At 70.1% G+C, this 14,578-nt stretch carries 12 protein-coding genes and 1 pseudogene; 8 read left to right on the top strand and 5 right to left on the bottom strand.

The annotated features are described in order from the left end of the window. Positions 1–24: 24 nt before the first annotated feature. The 3 genes from frc to ABD987_RS16225 all read left to right on the top strand — a co-directional run bounded on the left by frc (position 25) and on the right by ABD987_RS16225 (position 4,997). Positions 25–1,254 carry a formyl-CoA transferase gene (gene frc / locus ABD987_RS16235; RefSeq protein ID WP_345393156.1) on the top strand — a complete coding sequence of 410 codons (1,230 nt, stop codon included), beginning with the start codon at positions 25–27 and terminating at the stop codon, positions 1,252–1,254. A 13-nt stretch (positions 1,255–1,267) separates the two neighbouring features. Then, complete coding sequence (locus ABD987_RS16230; protein ID WP_345393153.1) at positions 1,268–3,406, top strand: acetate--CoA ligase family protein; 2,139 nt, start codon at positions 1,268–1,270, stop codon at positions 3,404–3,406. Positions 3,407–3,605: 199 nt separating this feature from the next. Continuing rightward, on the top strand, positions 3,606–4,997 hold the full coding sequence (locus ABD987_RS16225) for an OFA family MFS transporter (RefSeq protein WP_345393150.1): 1,392 nt from the start codon (positions 3,606–3,608) through the stop codon (positions 4,995–4,997). Between the two features lie 22 nt (positions 4,998–5,019). Here the strand turns inward: ABD987_RS16225 and ABD987_RS16220 are convergent, their stop codons facing one another. Further along, entirely contained in the window at positions 5,020–5,760 is a 741-nt protein-coding gene (locus tag ABD987_RS16220) for a GntR family transcriptional regulator (protein ID WP_345393146.1), read from the bottom strand. A gap of 288 nt (positions 5,761–6,048) precedes the next feature. Between ABD987_RS16220 and ABD987_RS16215 the strand changes: the two genes are divergently transcribed. After that, on the top strand, positions 6,049–7,047 hold the full coding sequence (locus ABD987_RS16215; RefSeq protein WP_345393143.1) for a 2-dehydropantoate 2-reductase: 999 nt from the start codon (positions 6,049–6,051) through the stop codon (positions 7,045–7,047). Between the two features lie 971 nt (positions 7,048–8,018). Here the strand turns inward: ABD987_RS16215 and ABD987_RS16210 are convergent. After that, positions 8,019–8,480, bottom strand: coding sequence for a DoxX family protein (locus ABD987_RS16210; RefSeq protein ID WP_345393140.1), 462 nt, complete (start codon positions 8,478–8,480; stop codon positions 8,019–8,021). A gap of 307 nt (positions 8,481–8,787) precedes the next feature. On the opposite strand from ABD987_RS16210, the gene ABD987_RS16205 reads away from it, so the two are divergent. Genes ABD987_RS16205 through gcl form a run of 3 tightly spaced genes read left to right on the top strand, consistent with a single transcriptional unit; the run spans position 8,788 to position 12,205 of the window. Further along, on the top strand, positions 8,788–9,615 hold the full coding sequence (locus tag ABD987_RS16205; protein WP_345393137.1) for a hydroxypyruvate isomerase family protein: 828 nt from the start codon (positions 8,788–8,790) through the stop codon (positions 9,613–9,615). Next, the gene (locus tag ABD987_RS16200) at positions 9,612–10,517 is read left to right on the top strand and encodes a 2-hydroxy-3-oxopropionate reductase (RefSeq protein WP_345393134.1); all 906 of its coding nucleotides are present in this window, start codon (positions 9,612–9,614) and stop codon (positions 10,515–10,517) included. The genes ABD987_RS16205 and ABD987_RS16200 overlap by 4 nt, the downstream gene beginning before the upstream one ends. Positions 10,518–10,531: 14 nt before the next feature. Continuing rightward, on the top strand, positions 10,532–12,205 hold the full coding sequence (gcl, locus tag ABD987_RS16195) for a glyoxylate carboligase (protein ID WP_345393412.1): 1,674 nt from the start codon (positions 10,532–10,534) through the stop codon (positions 12,203–12,205). A 59-nt stretch (positions 12,206–12,264) separates the two neighbouring features. On the opposite strand, the gene ABD987_RS16190 is transcribed toward gcl, so the two are convergent. The 3 genes and pseudogenes from ABD987_RS16190 to ABD987_RS16180 form a co-directional block, all read right to left on the bottom strand. Beyond that, positions 12,265–12,396, bottom strand: a complete 132-nt coding sequence (locus tag ABD987_RS16190) for a hypothetical protein (protein WP_345393421.1) — start codon at positions 12,394–12,396, stop codon at positions 12,265–12,267. A 131-nt stretch (positions 12,397–12,527) separates the two neighbouring features. Next, positions 12,528–12,674, bottom strand: a pseudogene (locus ABD987_RS16185) (maleylpyruvate isomerase N-terminal domain-containing protein); the annotation flags it as partial. 39 nt (positions 12,675–12,713) lie between these two features. Continuing rightward, on the bottom strand, positions 12,714–13,823 hold the full coding sequence (locus ABD987_RS16180) for an epoxide hydrolase family protein (protein WP_345393131.1): 1,110 nt from the start codon (positions 13,821–13,823) through the stop codon (positions 12,714–12,716). Positions 13,824–13,906: 83 nt separating this feature from the next. On the opposite strand from ABD987_RS16180, the gene ABD987_RS16175 reads away from it, so the two are divergent. Continuing rightward, positions 13,907–14,536: a TetR/AcrR family transcriptional regulator gene (locus ABD987_RS16175; RefSeq protein WP_345393128.1), complete on the top strand. Its 630-nt coding sequence runs from the start codon at positions 13,907–13,909 to the stop codon at positions 14,534–14,536. Positions 14,537–14,578 lie beyond the last annotated feature (42 nt).

Raw genomic sequence — 14,578 nt, 5'->3', positions numbered from 1 at the left:
GGCTCGCGAGTGGAGGAAAATCCCATGGGAAAGGCACTTGAGGGTATTCGTGTCCTGGACATGACGCACGTGCAGTCGGGTCCCTCGGCCACGCAGATGCTGGCCTGGCTCGGCGCGGACGTCATCAAGCTGGAAGCACCGGGGCGGGGTGACATCACACGCGGGCAGCTGCGTGATCTGCCCGGAGTGGACAGTCTCTACTTCACGATGCTCAACGGCAACAAGCGCAGCATCACGCTCAACATGAAGAGCGAGCAGGGAAAGAAGCTGTTCGGCGAGCTGGTGTCCCAAGTGGACGTCCTGGTGGAGAACTTCGGCCCCGGTGTCGTGGACCGGTTCGGTTTTTCCTGGGAACGGCTGGCGGAGCTGAACCCGCGCCTGGTCTACGCCTCGATCAAGGGATTCGGACCCGGCCGGTACGCGGATTTCAAGGCCTACGAGGTGATCGCGCAGGCGATGGGCGGCGCGATGAGCACCACCGGGTTCGAGGAGGGACCGCCGACCGCGACCGGCGCGCAGATCGGCGACTCCGGGACCGGGATGCACCTGGTGGCGGGCATTCTCGCCGCGCTGTACCAGCGCACCCACTCCGGGCGCGGGCAGCGGGTCCAGGTCGCCATGCAGGACGCCGTGCTGAACCTGTGCCGGGTCAAGCTGCGCGACCAGCAGCGGCTGGCACACGGCGGGCTCACCGAGTACCCGAACGAGAACTTCGGCGACGAGGTGCCGCGTTCGGGCAACGCCTCGGGCGGCGGGCAGCCCGGCTGGGCGGTGCGGTGCGCGCCCGGCGGCCCGAACGACTACATCTACGTCATCATCCAGCCGGTGGGGTGGAAGCCGATCACCGAGCTGATCGGGCGGCCGGAGCTGGCCGAGGACCCGGAGTGGGCGACGCCGGAGGCACGGCTGTCCAAACTGGACAAGGCGTTCGCGCTGATCGAGGACTGGACCTCGCGGCACACCAAGTGGGAGGTGATGGAGCGGCTGAACGCCCGCAACGTCCCGTGCGGCCCGATCCTGTCCACCAGGGAACTGGCCGAGGACGAGACGCTGGCCGAGCTGGGCACCGTCGTCGAGGTCCCGCATCCCGAACGCGGCAGCTACAAGACCGTCGGCTGCCCGCTCAAACTGTCCGACTCCCCGGTCGAGATCGGCCGGTCCCCGCTGCTGGGCGAGCACAACGGCGAAATCCTCGGCGAGCTCGGCTATCGCGCCGACCAGCTGGACGAACTCCGCGCCGCGGGCGTGATCTGAAGGAGATGGGCTGATGGCAGGCGGTAAGGACCGTGCCGCGGTCGAGAAGATCCTCGAAGCGGCGGCAGCGGACAGGCGTACGTCCTTGACGGCGCCCGAAGGCAGGCAGATCTGCGAGGCCTATGGCATCCCGACGCCGCGGGAGTGCCTCGCGACGAGCGCGGAGGAGGCCGTGCGGCAGGCGCGGGAGATCGGCCTGCCGGTGGTGCTCAAGATCGTGTCGCCGGACATCCCGCACAAGACCGACGCGGGCGGCGTGCTCGTCGGGCTCGACACCGAGGAGAAGGTCGCCGAGGGCTACGCGCGGATCATCGAGAACGCCAGGGCGTACCGGGCGGACGCGCACGTCGTCGGCGTCCAGGTGCAGCGGATGCTCACCGGCGGCCAGGAGGTCATCATCGGCGCGGTGACCGACCCGACGTTCGGCAAGGTCGTCGCGTTCGGGCTCGGCGGCGTTCTGGTGGAGGTGCTCAAGGACATCACGTTCCGGCTGGCGCCGACCTCGGCGGAGGAAGCGCTTTCGATGATCGACGGGATCGCGGCCGCGGAGGTCCTGCGTGGCGTGCGTGGCGCGGAGCCCGCCGACCGGGAGGCGCTGGCCGGGATCGTGCACGCGCTGGGCGAGCTGGTCACCGACTTCCCGCGGCTGGCCGAGGTCGATCTGAACCCGGTGCTGGCGACCGCGACCGGCGCGACCGCGGTGGACGTCCGGATCCTGCTCGACCCGGACGCGGCCAAGGAGCCGGTGCGGTTCTCGCGGGAGGAGATCCTCATGGCGATGAACCGCATCATGAAGCCCACGTCGATCGCGGTCATCGGCGCCTCGGCCGAAACCGGGAAGATCGGCAACTCGGTGCTGAAGAACCTGGTCGGCGGCGGTTACGCGGGGGAGATCTTCCCGATCAACCCGAAGGCCGCGGAGATCCTCGACCGCAAGGCGTACGCGAGCATCGCGGACGTACCGTCCAATGTGGACGTCGCGGTGTTCGCCATCCCGGCGAAGTTCGTGCCCGCGGCGCTGGAAGAAGCCGGGAGGAAGGGAGTGGCGGGCGCGATCCTGATCCCGTCCGGGTTCGGTGAGACCGGCAACGTCGCGCTGCAGGACGAGGTCGTCGCGATCGCGCGCGAGCACGGCGTGCGCGTCCTCGGCCCGAACATCTACGGCTACTACTACACGCCGGAGAACCTGTCGGCGACGTTCTGCACCCCGTACGACGTCAAGGGCGGCGTCGCGCTCTCCTCGCAGAGCGGCGGGATCGGGATGGCGATCCTCGGGTTCAGCCGCTCGGCGAAGATGGGCGTGTCCGCGATCGTCGGCGTGGGCAACAAGGCCGACATCGACGAGGACGATCTGCTCACGTTCTTCGAGCACGACGAGAACACCGAGCTGATCGCGATGCACCTGGAAGACCTGAAGGACGGCCGGTCCTTCGCGGAGACCGCCAAGCGGGTTTCCGCGCGCAAGCCGGTCGTGGTGCTGAAGGCGGGCCGGACCTCGCAGGGCGCCAGGGCGGCCAGCTCGCACACCGGCGCGCTGGCCGGGAACGACAAGGTCTACGACGACATCCTGCGCCAGAGCGGGGTGATCCGCGCGCCGGGCCTGAACGACATGCTGGAGTACGCCCGCGGGATCCCGCTGCTGCCGGCCCCGACAGGGGAGAACGTCGTCATCATCACCGGGGCCGGTGGTTCGGGCGTGCTGCTGTCTGACGCGTGCGTGGACAACGGGCTGAAGCTGATGGAGATCCCGCCCGATCTGGACACGGCGTTCCGGAAGTACATCCCGCCCTTCGGCGCGGCGGGCAACCCGGTGGACATCACCGGCGGGGAGCCGCCGTCGACCTACCGCGACACGATCGCGCTGGGGCTGGCGGACGAGCGGATCCACGCGCTGATTCTCGGCTACTGGCACACCATCGTCACTCCGCCGATGGTGTTCGCGAAGCTGGTGTCCGAAGTGGTCGGTGAGTATCGCGAGAAGGGCATCGAAAAGCCTGTCGTGGCTTCGCTTTCCGGCGATGTCGAGGTCGAGGAAGCCAGCGAGTACCTGTACCGGAACGGAGTGGTGGCCTACCCCTACACCACCGAGAAGCCAGTGGCGGTACTCGGCGCGAAGTACCGCTGGGCGCGTTCGGCGGGACTGGTGGGCTGAAACCGGCGTGGCGGGGCGGGTCACCGGCGACCCGCCCCGCGCCGTACCCAGGACGGAAGGAGCGGGTATGCGGCCCGACAGTTGACGCCCGGTCGCGGTGGTTCGGGGCGATCGTGGTCGCACACGGGCGGGGTGTGCGGCGGAGAGCACACGAAAACGTAAGGGAATGAGTAGTCAACGGTGACGAAAGAGAACTCTTATGACCGCAGCCGCACCGACCTATCAGGAGCTCGTCGACGACAACGGAAGGGTGTACCGGGTAGGGGAGAGCCCGCACGACATCATGGGGCGCTCCCGCGGGTGGATGGTCTGGTTGCCCTGGGTCGCCATGATGGCGGTCAGTGTTTTCGAATACGGCTGGGGCGCCGTCGAGCACACCCTGGAACAGAAGTACGGCTGGTCGCTGGGCGACGCGTTCTGGCTGGCCAGCATCTGGGCGGTGTTCCAGGCCGGGGTGGCGTTCCCGGCGGGCCGCCTGCGGGAGAAGAACATCGTCTCGGCGAAGACGGCGATGCTCGTCGGGGCGTTGTGCAGTGGAATCGGTTATTTCACGATAGCGCACAGCGGGAACCTCGTGCTCGCGTTCGCCGGGTATTCGGTGCTGGGTGGTATCGGCGCCGGTCTGGTCTACGCGACCTGCGTCAACATGGTCGGGAAATGGTATCCGGAGAAACGAGGCGCGCGGACCGGGTTCGTCAACGGCGGATTCGCCTACGGCGCGGTCCCGTTCATCTACCTGTTCAGCGCGTTCCTGACGCACGACAACTATTCGGCGGTGCTGGACGTCATCGGCGGTTACATGCTGGTGGTGGTCGGGGTCTGCGGATTCCTGTTCAAGGACCCGCCGAAGAGCTGGTGGCCCGCCGACGTCGACCCGATCGCCTGGGCCAGGAATCGTGGCGGGACAACGGGACTGGCCAAGAACCCGCCCGCGGTCCGGCAGTACACCCCGATGGAGGCGATCCGCACCGGGATGCTGCCGCTGATGTGGCTGAGCCTGGTGATCATCGGCGGGGTCTCGCTGTTCGGGATCAACTTCCAGGTCGACTTCGCGAAGGAGAGCCATTTCGGCCCGTTCGTCGCGGCGTCGTCGGCCGGTGTGCTGTCCATTGTGAACGGTACCGGCCGCGCGGTGGTCGGCTGGGTCTCCGACCGGATCGGCAGGCGGCAGACGCTGACCGTCGTACTGGTGATCGCGGCGGCCGCGCAGTTCGGCGTGCTCTACAGCGGCAACACGCACAACCTCCCGCTGTTCCTGGTGTTCGCGTTCCTGACCGGGTTCGGCGGCGGGGCGTTCTACCCGCTGTTCGCCTCTCTGGTGCCGGACTACTTCGGGGAGAACAACAACGCCTCGAACTACGGTCTGGTCTACAGCGCGAAACTCGTCGGCGGTGTCGGCGGGGGCGGGCTCGCCGCCGCGGTGATCGGCGCGTGGGGATACAACGGCGCGTACATCCTGGCGGGGTGCGTCGCGCTGCTTTCCGCGGTGCTCACGCTGTTCCTGCGGCAGCCGGGCCGTCCGCGCCACGGCGCGGATCCGGCGGGGCGTCCCGGTTTCCTCGCCCGGCCGTCCACCGCGGCGGGGTCGTGAGTCCCGTGTCCGGTCAGGCCGGTCAGGACTGGGGTTCCTCGCGGGGCCGGTCGTGGAACGCCTGGCGGGTGCGCTCGGTGTGCCGGGTCATGATCTCCTCCGCGACGACGGGGTCCTTCGCCGCGATGGCCTCGATCAGCTGGGCGTGCTCGTGCCAGGCGTCGTGTCCGCGCGGGCGGGCGATGGGGGTGTAGTACCAGCGCACCCGGCGGTCCACGAGCGCGATCATCTCCGCCAGCACGGAGTTGCCGGAAAGTTCGGTGACGAACGCGTGGAGCGAGGAGTTGGCCGCGACGACGGCTTCGATGTCGTCGTCGGCCAGCGCCTCGATTCCTTCGTGGTGCAGTTCCCACAGGCGTTTGACGTCCTCGGGCCCGGCCTGGCCGGCGGCCAGGCGGGCGGAGTAGGCCTCCAGCACGCTGCGGACGCCGAGCAGGTGGTCGGCCTCCTCGTCGGTGGGCAGGTGGACGAAGGCTCCCTGCGCGGGGCGGAGATCCACCCAGCCCTCGGTCTGAAGTCGTTGCAGCGCTTCACGAACCGGCTGCCTGCTGACGCCGAGGTACTCGGCGAGGTCGGCTTCGACGAGGTGCTGGCCGGGTTCGAGGGTGCGGTTGACGATCAGCTCCGCCAGCGCCTCGTAGACGACCTGACGCAGCGGCGCCGGGCGCTCGACCCGGCGGGCGGCGGTCCCGCTGAGGGCCCCCTTCGCCGTGCGGCGTCCGGTCGGCCCGCGATCGGGCAGGGGCGAGACGGGCTGGGTCACGATGCACCTCGTTCGGGAATCAATCCGGGATCAGCCCAGGATACAGCCTTTGGTATGCAAAATCCTGGATGTTCCTCCGCGTCGCGCCGGGTCAACCAAAACGGACCAATCGGAAACGCGGTGCGTAATCCTCGAAAACAGCCGGGATACCCGCCTTGGCTGAGCCTCGTCCCGCCACGGTGTTCTGTCGCGGCGAAGCCTTGTGACCTGGAGCGATTCCCCGTTCGGGCGCTGGAAGATCCTTGGTCGACAGGATACTGTATGCAATCTAAGGACGGGAGGCTCGGCATGAAGGTGGCTGTTCTCGGTGCCGGCGCTATCGGCGCGTATGTCGGCGCCGCGCTGCACCGCGGCGGGGCCGAGGTCCATCTGATCGCGCGGGGACTCCACCTGGAGGCGATGCGCAGGCATGGCGTGCGGGTGCGCAGTCCTCGTGGGGACTTTTCGGCCGCGCCGCATGTCACCGGCGATCCGGCGGAGGTTGGCGAAGTGGATTACGTCTTTCTCGGCCTGAAGGCGCATTCCTACGCGACGGCGGGACCGCTGCTCGCCCCGTTGCTCGGCGGCCGGACCGCGCTGGTGGCCGCGCAGAACGGGGTGCCGTGGTGGTACTTCCACGGGCTGACCGGACATCCGCTGGAGGGGCGCCGGGTGGAGACGGTCGACCCCGGCGGCGCGGTGAGCGCGGTGCTCTGCCTGCGGCGGGCGATCGGCTGTGTCGTGTACTGCTCGACGGTGATCGATCGTCCCGGGGTGATCCGGCACCTGGAAGGGACCCGGTTCTCGCTGGGCGAACCGGCGGGAGGTGTCTCCGGGCGTTGCGCGGACCTGAGTGAGGCGATGGTCGCGGGCGGGCTCAAGGCCCCGGTCGAGTCCGGCATCCGGGACGAGATCTGGACCAAGCTGATGGGCAACGTCGCCTTCAACCCGTTGAGCGCGTTGACCAGGGCGACGATGGCGCAGATGTGCGAGCACACCGAAACCCGCGCGCTCGTCGCCACGATGATGACCGAGACGCTGGAGATCGCCCGCGCCGCGGGGAGCGATCCGCGGGTGTCGGTCGAGAAACGTATCGACGGCGCTTGGCGCGTCGGGCACCACAAGACGTCGATGCTGCAGGACCTGGAGGCGGGGAAGCCGCTGGAGATCGACGCGATCATCGGCGCGGTCGTGGAACTCGCGGACCTCACCGGCGTGCCCGCTCCCGCGCTGCGGCACGTGCACGCGGCGGTCGGGCTGCTGAATCGGATCACGACGACCGAGCCCGCGCCCGCCGGTGCACGCTGACCATTCGGCGGCGCGGCCAGCACCAGTGAATGTCCACTGTGGACTTCACGGCCTTGTGGCGACGAAGCGGGAAGCGGGAGGGTGGTGACCAGTCGGCCCGGGTCCCGACGGCAGGGGACGCCGGATCGTCAGCTGCCACGGCACCACCCCGCACGCCACCGGGCTCGGCGGGTACCTCCAGGACGTCAGCGACGCGGGCCGAGAGTGCCCGGGACGACCGGCGTCTCGCCGATTCGGCGGCGGCCTGCCGGAGGTGGCGATGTTGGTGGACCGGGCCCGCGCCGGATCGCGCTCCGGCCGCATCGCGCTCCGGCCGCCGCGCGGGAGGGCACGACGGCCGCCGAGGCGGGTGCCGATCACCGCGCGGCGGCGGTCCACGGTCGCCGTGTTCGACATGGGCCCGGACCGGCGTTTTCTGTGGCCGGAAGGCAAGGCCTCGTCGGCCTGTACGCGCGCCCGGCCTGGGTGGTCCCGCCGGTGAGGCGGACAGGCACGTCTGAGCGAGCCGGGCCCCGGCCGCGCCGTGCCCGGCGACCACGGCGGGATCGGCCCCGAGGGTGAGCGTGGCCGCCGCGGTGCGGGCCGATCCGGTGCCCGTGCCCGAGGTGAACCGGATCGGTGCCGGCGGCGTGGACCTCGGTCTCGCCCTGCCGTGTGGTTCCTCCGGGCGGTGAAGGCGTGCGGCCGGAGTGGCGGGCACTCGCCCCGATCGCGGGGACGTCCACCCGGATCTGGTGCCGCGCGGCAACGCGCTGTCGGAGTTCGGAGGGACCCGATACGCGCCGGGACCGAAGCCGCGCCACGGTGGTTCGCCTCGGCGGAGGCGGTGATCACGGCGACCGACCACGCCACGAAGCTGTGTGATCGGGCCGCCTCCCGGCGCGAGGGGGAATCGGACGGCGGTCGCGGAACGCGCCGACGGTCGGCACCGTGCCGGCGCGTCGTGGCAGCGTTTTCCTGACAGCGTTTGCTCAGCGATGCCGCAGAATCGGTGCCCGCCGGGCGCCGGGTCCGCGCCGGGCGGAGTCGGCGGAAGCGGTTTCGGTCCGGGTGGCGAACACGTTGTCCAGTGCGAACCGGCCGGGACCGAGGAACACCAGGAGCAGCAGCGCCCAGCAGAACATGGCCGAAGCCTCACCGCCGTTCTGGATGGGGAAGAGGGCTTCCGGCATGTGCACGGTGAAATACGCGTACGCCATCGAACCGGAACTGATCAGCGCGGCGACCCGGGTGCCGAGGCCGAGGCAGATCAGCGCGCCACCGACGAGCTGGATGGCCGCCGCCCACCAGCCGGGCCACTGGCCGACCGCGGCGGGAGCCTTGGCGCCGAGTACACCGAAGATGGTTTTCACCCCGTGACAGGCGAACAGAAATCCCGTCACGATGCGAAAAAGCCCGAGTACGTGTTCGCGGGCCGGGTCGAGCCGGTGCATGGTTCCTCCACAGGAGACGAGGCGGACTGTCGATTCCGTATGTGGTGGGCGGCGGCAGTACCGGGGTCGTGATTGGTTCAGACCTTTCAGCTGTGTTGCGCAAGGTATACCGGCGCTCGCCGGGGGCTGATACCGCCAAAAGTCCGGTCTTTGTCTGTTTCTCACGGCTCGCGCGTCCCGCCGCTCGACGGTGGCGTGCGTTGACCGGCGCTCCTCGGGAGAGCTAGGGTATCGATATACGAAAAAGAAATTCCGCAATACGGAACTAGCTGCGGAACGACCCCCCGAGTCTTCGACGAGGTGACCGATGTCTGAACCTGCCGGCGCGCGTCATTCCCTGGCGTACGTCGCCAACCTGTCGACCCTGTTCAAGGAACTGCCGCTGCCGGAGCGGCCGAAGGTGGCGCGCGAGGCGGGCTTCACCGCGGTCGAGTTCTGGTGGCCGTTCGAGGTCGCCGTTCCCGCCGGTGACGAGGTGGACGCCTTCGTGACGGCGATCCGGTCGGCCGGAGTCCGCTTGACCGGGTTGAACTTCTTCGCCGGCGACATGCCGGCGGGGGACCGCGGCGTGCTGTCCTGGCCGGGACGGGAAACCGAGTTCGCGGAGAGTCTCGTCATCGCGGTGGACATCGCGGAGCGGCTCGGCTGCCGCAGCTTCAACGCGTTGTACGGCAACCGAGTGGACGGGGCGGAGCCCGCCCGGCAGGACGCGCTGGCGTTGCGCAACCTGGCCACGGCCGCGGACGCGGCGGCCGGGATCGGGGCGCAGCTGGTGCTCGAACCGCTGTCCGGCGCGGACCGCTACCCGGTGAAGACGGCGGCCGACGCCGTCAAGATCCTCGACGAGCTGGGCCGGGACAACGTCCGGCTGCTCGCCGATCTGTATCACCTCGCGACGAACGGCGATGATCTCGACGCGCTCGTCGCGGTGCACACCCCGCGGATCGGGCACGTCCAGATCGCCGACGTACCGGGCAGGCACGAGCCCGGTACCGGCTCGCTGGACATCGAGGGATACCTGGAAAAGCTCGAGGCCGCGGGGTATCGCGGCGAGGTCGGCGTGGAGTACCTGCCGACCGGCGACACCGTCGCGTCACTGCAATGGCTGCCTATCGCGCAAAGGGGACGGGCATGACGAAGATCGGATTCATCGGCCTGGGTGTCATGGGCACCCCGATGGCCGCGCACCTGGCCGCCGCCGGCCACGAGGTCGGCGGGTACGACACGCACGCGGACGCGCGCGCGAAACTGGAGTCGGCGGGCGGGCGCGCCGCCACGGGCGTCGCCGACGCCGTCGCCGAGGCGGATGTCGTGATCACCATGCTGCCCAATCACCCGCAGGTGGAGGCGGTGGTCCTGGGGCCGGGCGGGGTGCTGGAGTCCGCCAAGCCGGGGACGTTGCTGGCCGACATGAGCACGATCCGGCCGGAGACCTCGATCGCGCTCGCGGAACGCGCCGCGGCCAGGGAGATCCGGGTGCTGGACGCGCCCGTCTCCGGTGGGCAGGCCGGGGCGGAACAGGCGGCACTGTCCATTATGGTCGGTGGCGAGGCAGCGGACTTCGCGGCCGCGCTGCCGGTGTTCGAGGTGGTCGGGAAGACGATCGCGCACGTTGGGCCGCATGGCGCCGGCCAGGTCGTGAAGGCGGCGAACCAGCTGGTCGTGGGTGGCGTCTACGGGCTGGTCGCGGAGGCGATCGTGTTGCTCGAAGCGTCCGGTGTGGACGCCGCGACCGGGCTCGACGTGCTGGCCGGCGGACTGGCGGGCAGCCGCATCCTGGACCTGAAGCGGAAGTCCATGGTGGCGCGGGACTTCCGGCCGGGCTTCCGGATCGACCTGCACCACAAGGACATGGGCATCGCGCTGGCCGCCGCCCGCCAGGCCGATGTCGCGCTCCCGCTCACCGGGCTGGTCGCCCAGCTCGTCGCCGCGGGCCGGGCGATGGGCCACGGCTCCCTCGACCACTCGGCGCTGCTCAAGGTGGTCGAAGAACTTTCCGGCCGCGCGGCGGCCACCGAGGCGGAGGCGTGGACATGACGAGAATCCCCGTGATGCAGGCGGTCGTGGACGTGCTGGTGAGCGAGGGCGTGGACGTCGCCTTCGGCTGCCCCGGCGCCGCGATCCTCCCGCTGTACCAGGCGCTTCAGGATTCCGGCATCGAACATCTGGTGGTGCGCCACGAGGAGGGCGCGACCCACATGGCCGACGGCTGGGCACGGACCACCGGCAAGGTCGGGGTGGCGATCGGGACCTCCGGCCCTGCCGGGACCAACATGATCACCGGCCTGTACACCGCGCACGCGGACTCGATCCCGATCCTGTGCGTCACCGGGCAGGCGGATTCCCGCAAGCTGCACACCGAGGCGTTCCAGGCCGTCGACATCGTCGAGATCGCGAAACCGGTCACGAAGTGGGCGGTGCAGGTCAAGGAAGCCGCCCAGCTGCCGTGGATCTTCCGCGAGGCCTTCCGGATCGCCCGGTCGGGCCGGCCGGGACCGGTCCTGATCGACCTGCCGATCGACGTGCAGAAGCAGGAGATCGAATGGGACTCCAGCATCGACTCGCCGCTGCCGCTCGCCACGGTGACCCCGGCACCCGCCCGGGTCGAGCGAGCGCTGGAGATGCTGCGCGCGGCGGAACGGCCGCTGATCCTCGCCGGTGGTGGTGTGGTGCTCGGCGAGGCGAGCGACCGGCTGCGCGTGGCCGCCGAACGGCTCGGGATCCCGGTGCAGGTCACGTTGATGGGCAAGGGGAGTTTCCCCGAGGACCACGAGCTGTTCGCCGGGATGGCCGGGATCCAGACCTCGCAGCGCTGGGCGAACGCGGCGTTCCTGGAGGCGGACCTCGTGCTCGCGCTCGGTGCCCGGTTCGGGGACCGGCACACCGGTGAGCTCGACGTCTACCGGGGCGAGCGCAAGTTCATCCACGTCGACATCGAGCCGACCCAGCTGGGCAAGGTGTTCGGGCCCGACCTCGGTGTCGTGTCGGACACCGGCGCCTTCCTCGACGCGCTGCTGGCCACAATGGACGGACAGGACACCGCCCGCGACCGGGCGTGGGTGAAGCGGATCGGCGAGCTGAAGGCCGCGCTGCCGCGGCGGGAGGACTTCGACGACCTGCCGATCAAGGCGCCGAGGGTGTTCAAGGAGATCAACGAGTTCTACGGCGAGGACACCTACTTCGTCACCGCTATCGGGCTGTACCAGATCTGGTCGGGGCAGTTCCAGCGCGCCCACAAGCCCCGGCACTACCAGGTGTGCGGCCAGGCGGGCCCGCTCGGCTGGGAGATCCCGGCGGCGATCGGCGTCAAGAAGGCCCGTCCGGACGCGCGGGTGGTCGGGGTGGTCGGCGACTACTCGTTCCAGTTCCTGGTGGAGGAACTCGCCGTGGCGGCGCAGTACGACGTCGGTTTCGTGCTGATCATGCTGAACAACGAGTACCTCGGGCTGATCCGCCAGGCTTCGCGCGGGTACGGGATGAACTACCAGGTCGACATCCACTACGACACCTCCGGTTCGGACAACGTCAAGATCATGGAGGCCTACGGCTGCTCGGGGACCCGGGTGCGGGAGCCGGGCGAGATCCGCGCGGCGCTGGCGTGGGCGGGCAAGGAGGCCGAGCGCACCAGCCGTCCGGTGCTGGTGGAGATCATGATCGAGCGGGAGGCGAACGCCGCGATGGGTGCCGCGCTCGACTCCGTGGTCGAGTTCGAGGCCACCGCGTAGACCGGCGGGGCAGCCTGTGGGCGACGGTCGCCGGCCGTCGCCCACGGTGCTCGGCCGCCTCAGACGGTCCACTGTGGATCCCGGCCGAGGTAACGCAGGAGCGCCGCCACGGCGTCGTCCCCCGCTGCGCCGTCCAGCGCGGCGGCGTAGGCACCGAACGGGCGAAGTGGCTCCACGATCTCCTTCGCCACCGCGAAGGAACCTTGGGGCAGGGGAGTGGGCACGCTCGCCGCCGGGCGACCCCGGAAAAGGCCGTCGCGGACGCGGTGAGCGCGGATTCGAGATAGGCCTCGCGATCGCCGTAGATACGGCCCGAGTGCGCGAACGGGTTCTCGGCCGGGCCGCCCTGCCCGGTGAGGGCGGAGGCGAAGGCAAGCTGATCCCCGGCGGCGTGCTGGAGCACCCGCGTCACGGTCCACTCGCCGCACGGTGCCGGCGACTCCCAGCCCGCCTCGGGGACGGCGGCCACGACGGTACGCAGCGCCCGGTGGGCCGCACCGAGCACCGGTCACGGCTGCGCGAGCCCGGCGAAGAACCGGCGCACATCGCCGGTGAGGACGCCGGTCGCCTCGTGCGCGGCGTAGTGCCCGGCACCGGTTCCGGGGTAGGAGTTCCAGCTGACGATGTTCGCGTGATCGCGTTCGGCGAAGCGCCGGATCGACTGGAAGTCGTTCGGGAACATGGCCAGCGCGGTCGGGACGGTGGTCGGCCCCTGTGGCCGCTCGGTGCTGTTCTTCTCCTCGTAGTAGAAGCGGATCGACGAGCCCGCGGTCCCGGTCAGCCAGTAGAGCGCCACGTTGGCGACGACGAACTCGGCGTCCAGGCTCTCGTCGAAGAGCTGCGCGTTCCAGGCGAGCAGCCCGAGCGGCGAGTCCGCGAGCGCGAACGCGAGGGTGTGCGGCTGCTGGCTGTGCAGCGTGTTGAACGAGAACTTCTCCTCGTAGAACCACTGCAGCCGGGCGAGCGCCGCCTGGTCGGCCTCGTCGAGACCGGCCATCTCCGCCGGATCCCCGGAGGGGAAGGAGAACAGCTGCGTGACGTGCACACCGACGACCTTCTCCGGTTCGAGACGGCCCAGCTCGGGGCCGATCATCGAACCGGCGTCGTTGCCGACCACGCCGTAACGGTCGTAACCGAGGCGGCCCATCAGCTCGGCCCAGGCCCGCGCGGTGCGGTAGCGGTCCCATCCGGCCGAACGGACCGGCCCGGAGAAACCGAACCCGGGCAACGAGGGGATCACCAGGTGGAACGCGGGCTCTGCGGCCGGGCCCGGCTCGGTCAGCGGGCCGATGACGTCGAGGTATTCCACGATCGAGCCCGGCCAGCCGTGCGTCAGCACCAGCGGTGTCGCGTCCGGTCGCGAGGAGCGGACGTGCAGGAAGTGGATCTGTTCGCCGTCGATCTCGGTGACGAACTGCGGCCAGGTGTTGAGCCGTGCCTCGAACGCGCGCCAGTCGAACTCGTCCGCCCAGTATTCGGCCAGCTCGCGGACCCGCTCGTTGGTCACGCCGTACGCGGCGGGCAGCTCGTCCGGCCACAGCGCCCGGCGCAGGCGGGCGCCGAGCTCGTCGAGCGCGGCCTGGGGGACTTCGGCGCGGAAGGGGTGGATCTCGGTCACGGGGACTCCTCGTGGTGGAACGGAATGGTTCGTTCCGAACTGTAGCAGAGCGGAATGATCCGTTCCAGTGCTATCCTCGGCGCATGCCCCGAGATGCCGAATCCGCCGCCCTGTCCGGCCGTCGTGGTCAGGCCGCCCGCAACGACGTGGTGATCCTGGACGCCGCGCGCACGGTGTTCCTCGCCGATCCGAAGGCACCGGTCTCGGCGGTCGCCGAGCACGCCGGGGTGGGGATCAGCGCCCTCTATCGGCGGTACCCGGGAAAGGAGGCGCTGCTGTGCCGGCTGTGTCATGACGGCCTGCGCCAGTACATCGCCGAGGCCGAGGCGGCGAGCCGGGACCCGGACGCCTGGAGCGCGCTCACGGAGTTCCTCGGCCGTGTCGTGGACGCCGACGTCCACTCGCTGACGGTGAACCTGGCCGGTGCGTTCACCCCGACACCCGACATGGGCGAGGACGCGCGGCGGGCCGGTGAGCTGACCGCCGGGCTGGTCGCGCGGGCGAAGGCGGCCGGGTGTCTTCGCGAGGACGTCGTCACCGAGGACGTCGGCCTGCTCCTGGAATGCTGCGCGGCGGTGCGGACCCCGGATCCGGACCGGACGCGGGTGCTGCGGCGTCGTTATCTCGCGCTGCTCGTCGCGGGACTGGCCGGGGGCGGTCCGCCGCTGCCCGGTCCACCGCCCGCGCCGGGTGAACTCGGCCGCTGGAAGTGAAGGGACGACAAGAAAAAAGGCGTCCCCGCCGCGGTGCGACGG

This window comes from Amycolatopsis samaneae (genome assembly GCF_039541975.1).
GTDB classification, from domain to species: Bacteria; Actinomycetota; Actinomycetes; order Mycobacteriales; family Pseudonocardiaceae; genus Amycolatopsis; species Amycolatopsis samaneae.
This window is presented reverse-complemented; position numbering and strand designations above follow the sequence as displayed.

Coding starts and splice junctions, on each gene's coding strand:
- frc (WP_345393156.1), top strand. CDS start 25: ATGGGAAAGGCACTTGAGGGTATTCGTGTCCTGGACATGACGCACGTG.
- ABD987_RS16230 (WP_345393153.1), top strand. CDS start 1,268: ATGGCAGGCGGTAAGGACCGTGCCGCGGTCGAGAAGATCCTCGAAGCG.
- ABD987_RS16225 (WP_345393150.1), top strand. CDS start 3,606: ATGACCGCAGCCGCACCGACCTATCAGGAGCTCGTCGACGACAACGGA.
- ABD987_RS16215 (WP_345393143.1), top strand. CDS start 6,049: ATGAAGGTGGCTGTTCTCGGTGCCGGCGCTATCGGCGCGTATGTCGGC.
- ABD987_RS16210 (WP_345393140.1), bottom strand. CDS start 8,480: ATGCACCGGCTCGACCCGGCCCGCGAACACGTACTCGGGCTTTTTCGC.
- ABD987_RS16205 (WP_345393137.1), top strand. CDS start 8,788: ATGTCTGAACCTGCCGGCGCGCGTCATTCCCTGGCGTACGTCGCCAAC.
- ABD987_RS16200 (WP_345393134.1), top strand. CDS start 9,612: ATGACGAAGATCGGATTCATCGGCCTGGGTGTCATGGGCACCCCGATG.
- gcl (WP_345393412.1), top strand. CDS start 10,532: ATGCAGGCGGTCGTGGACGTGCTGGTGAGCGAGGGCGTGGACGTCGCC.
- ABD987_RS16175 (WP_345393128.1), top strand. CDS start 13,907: ATGCCCCGAGATGCCGAATCCGCCGCCCTGTCCGGCCGTCGTGGTCAG.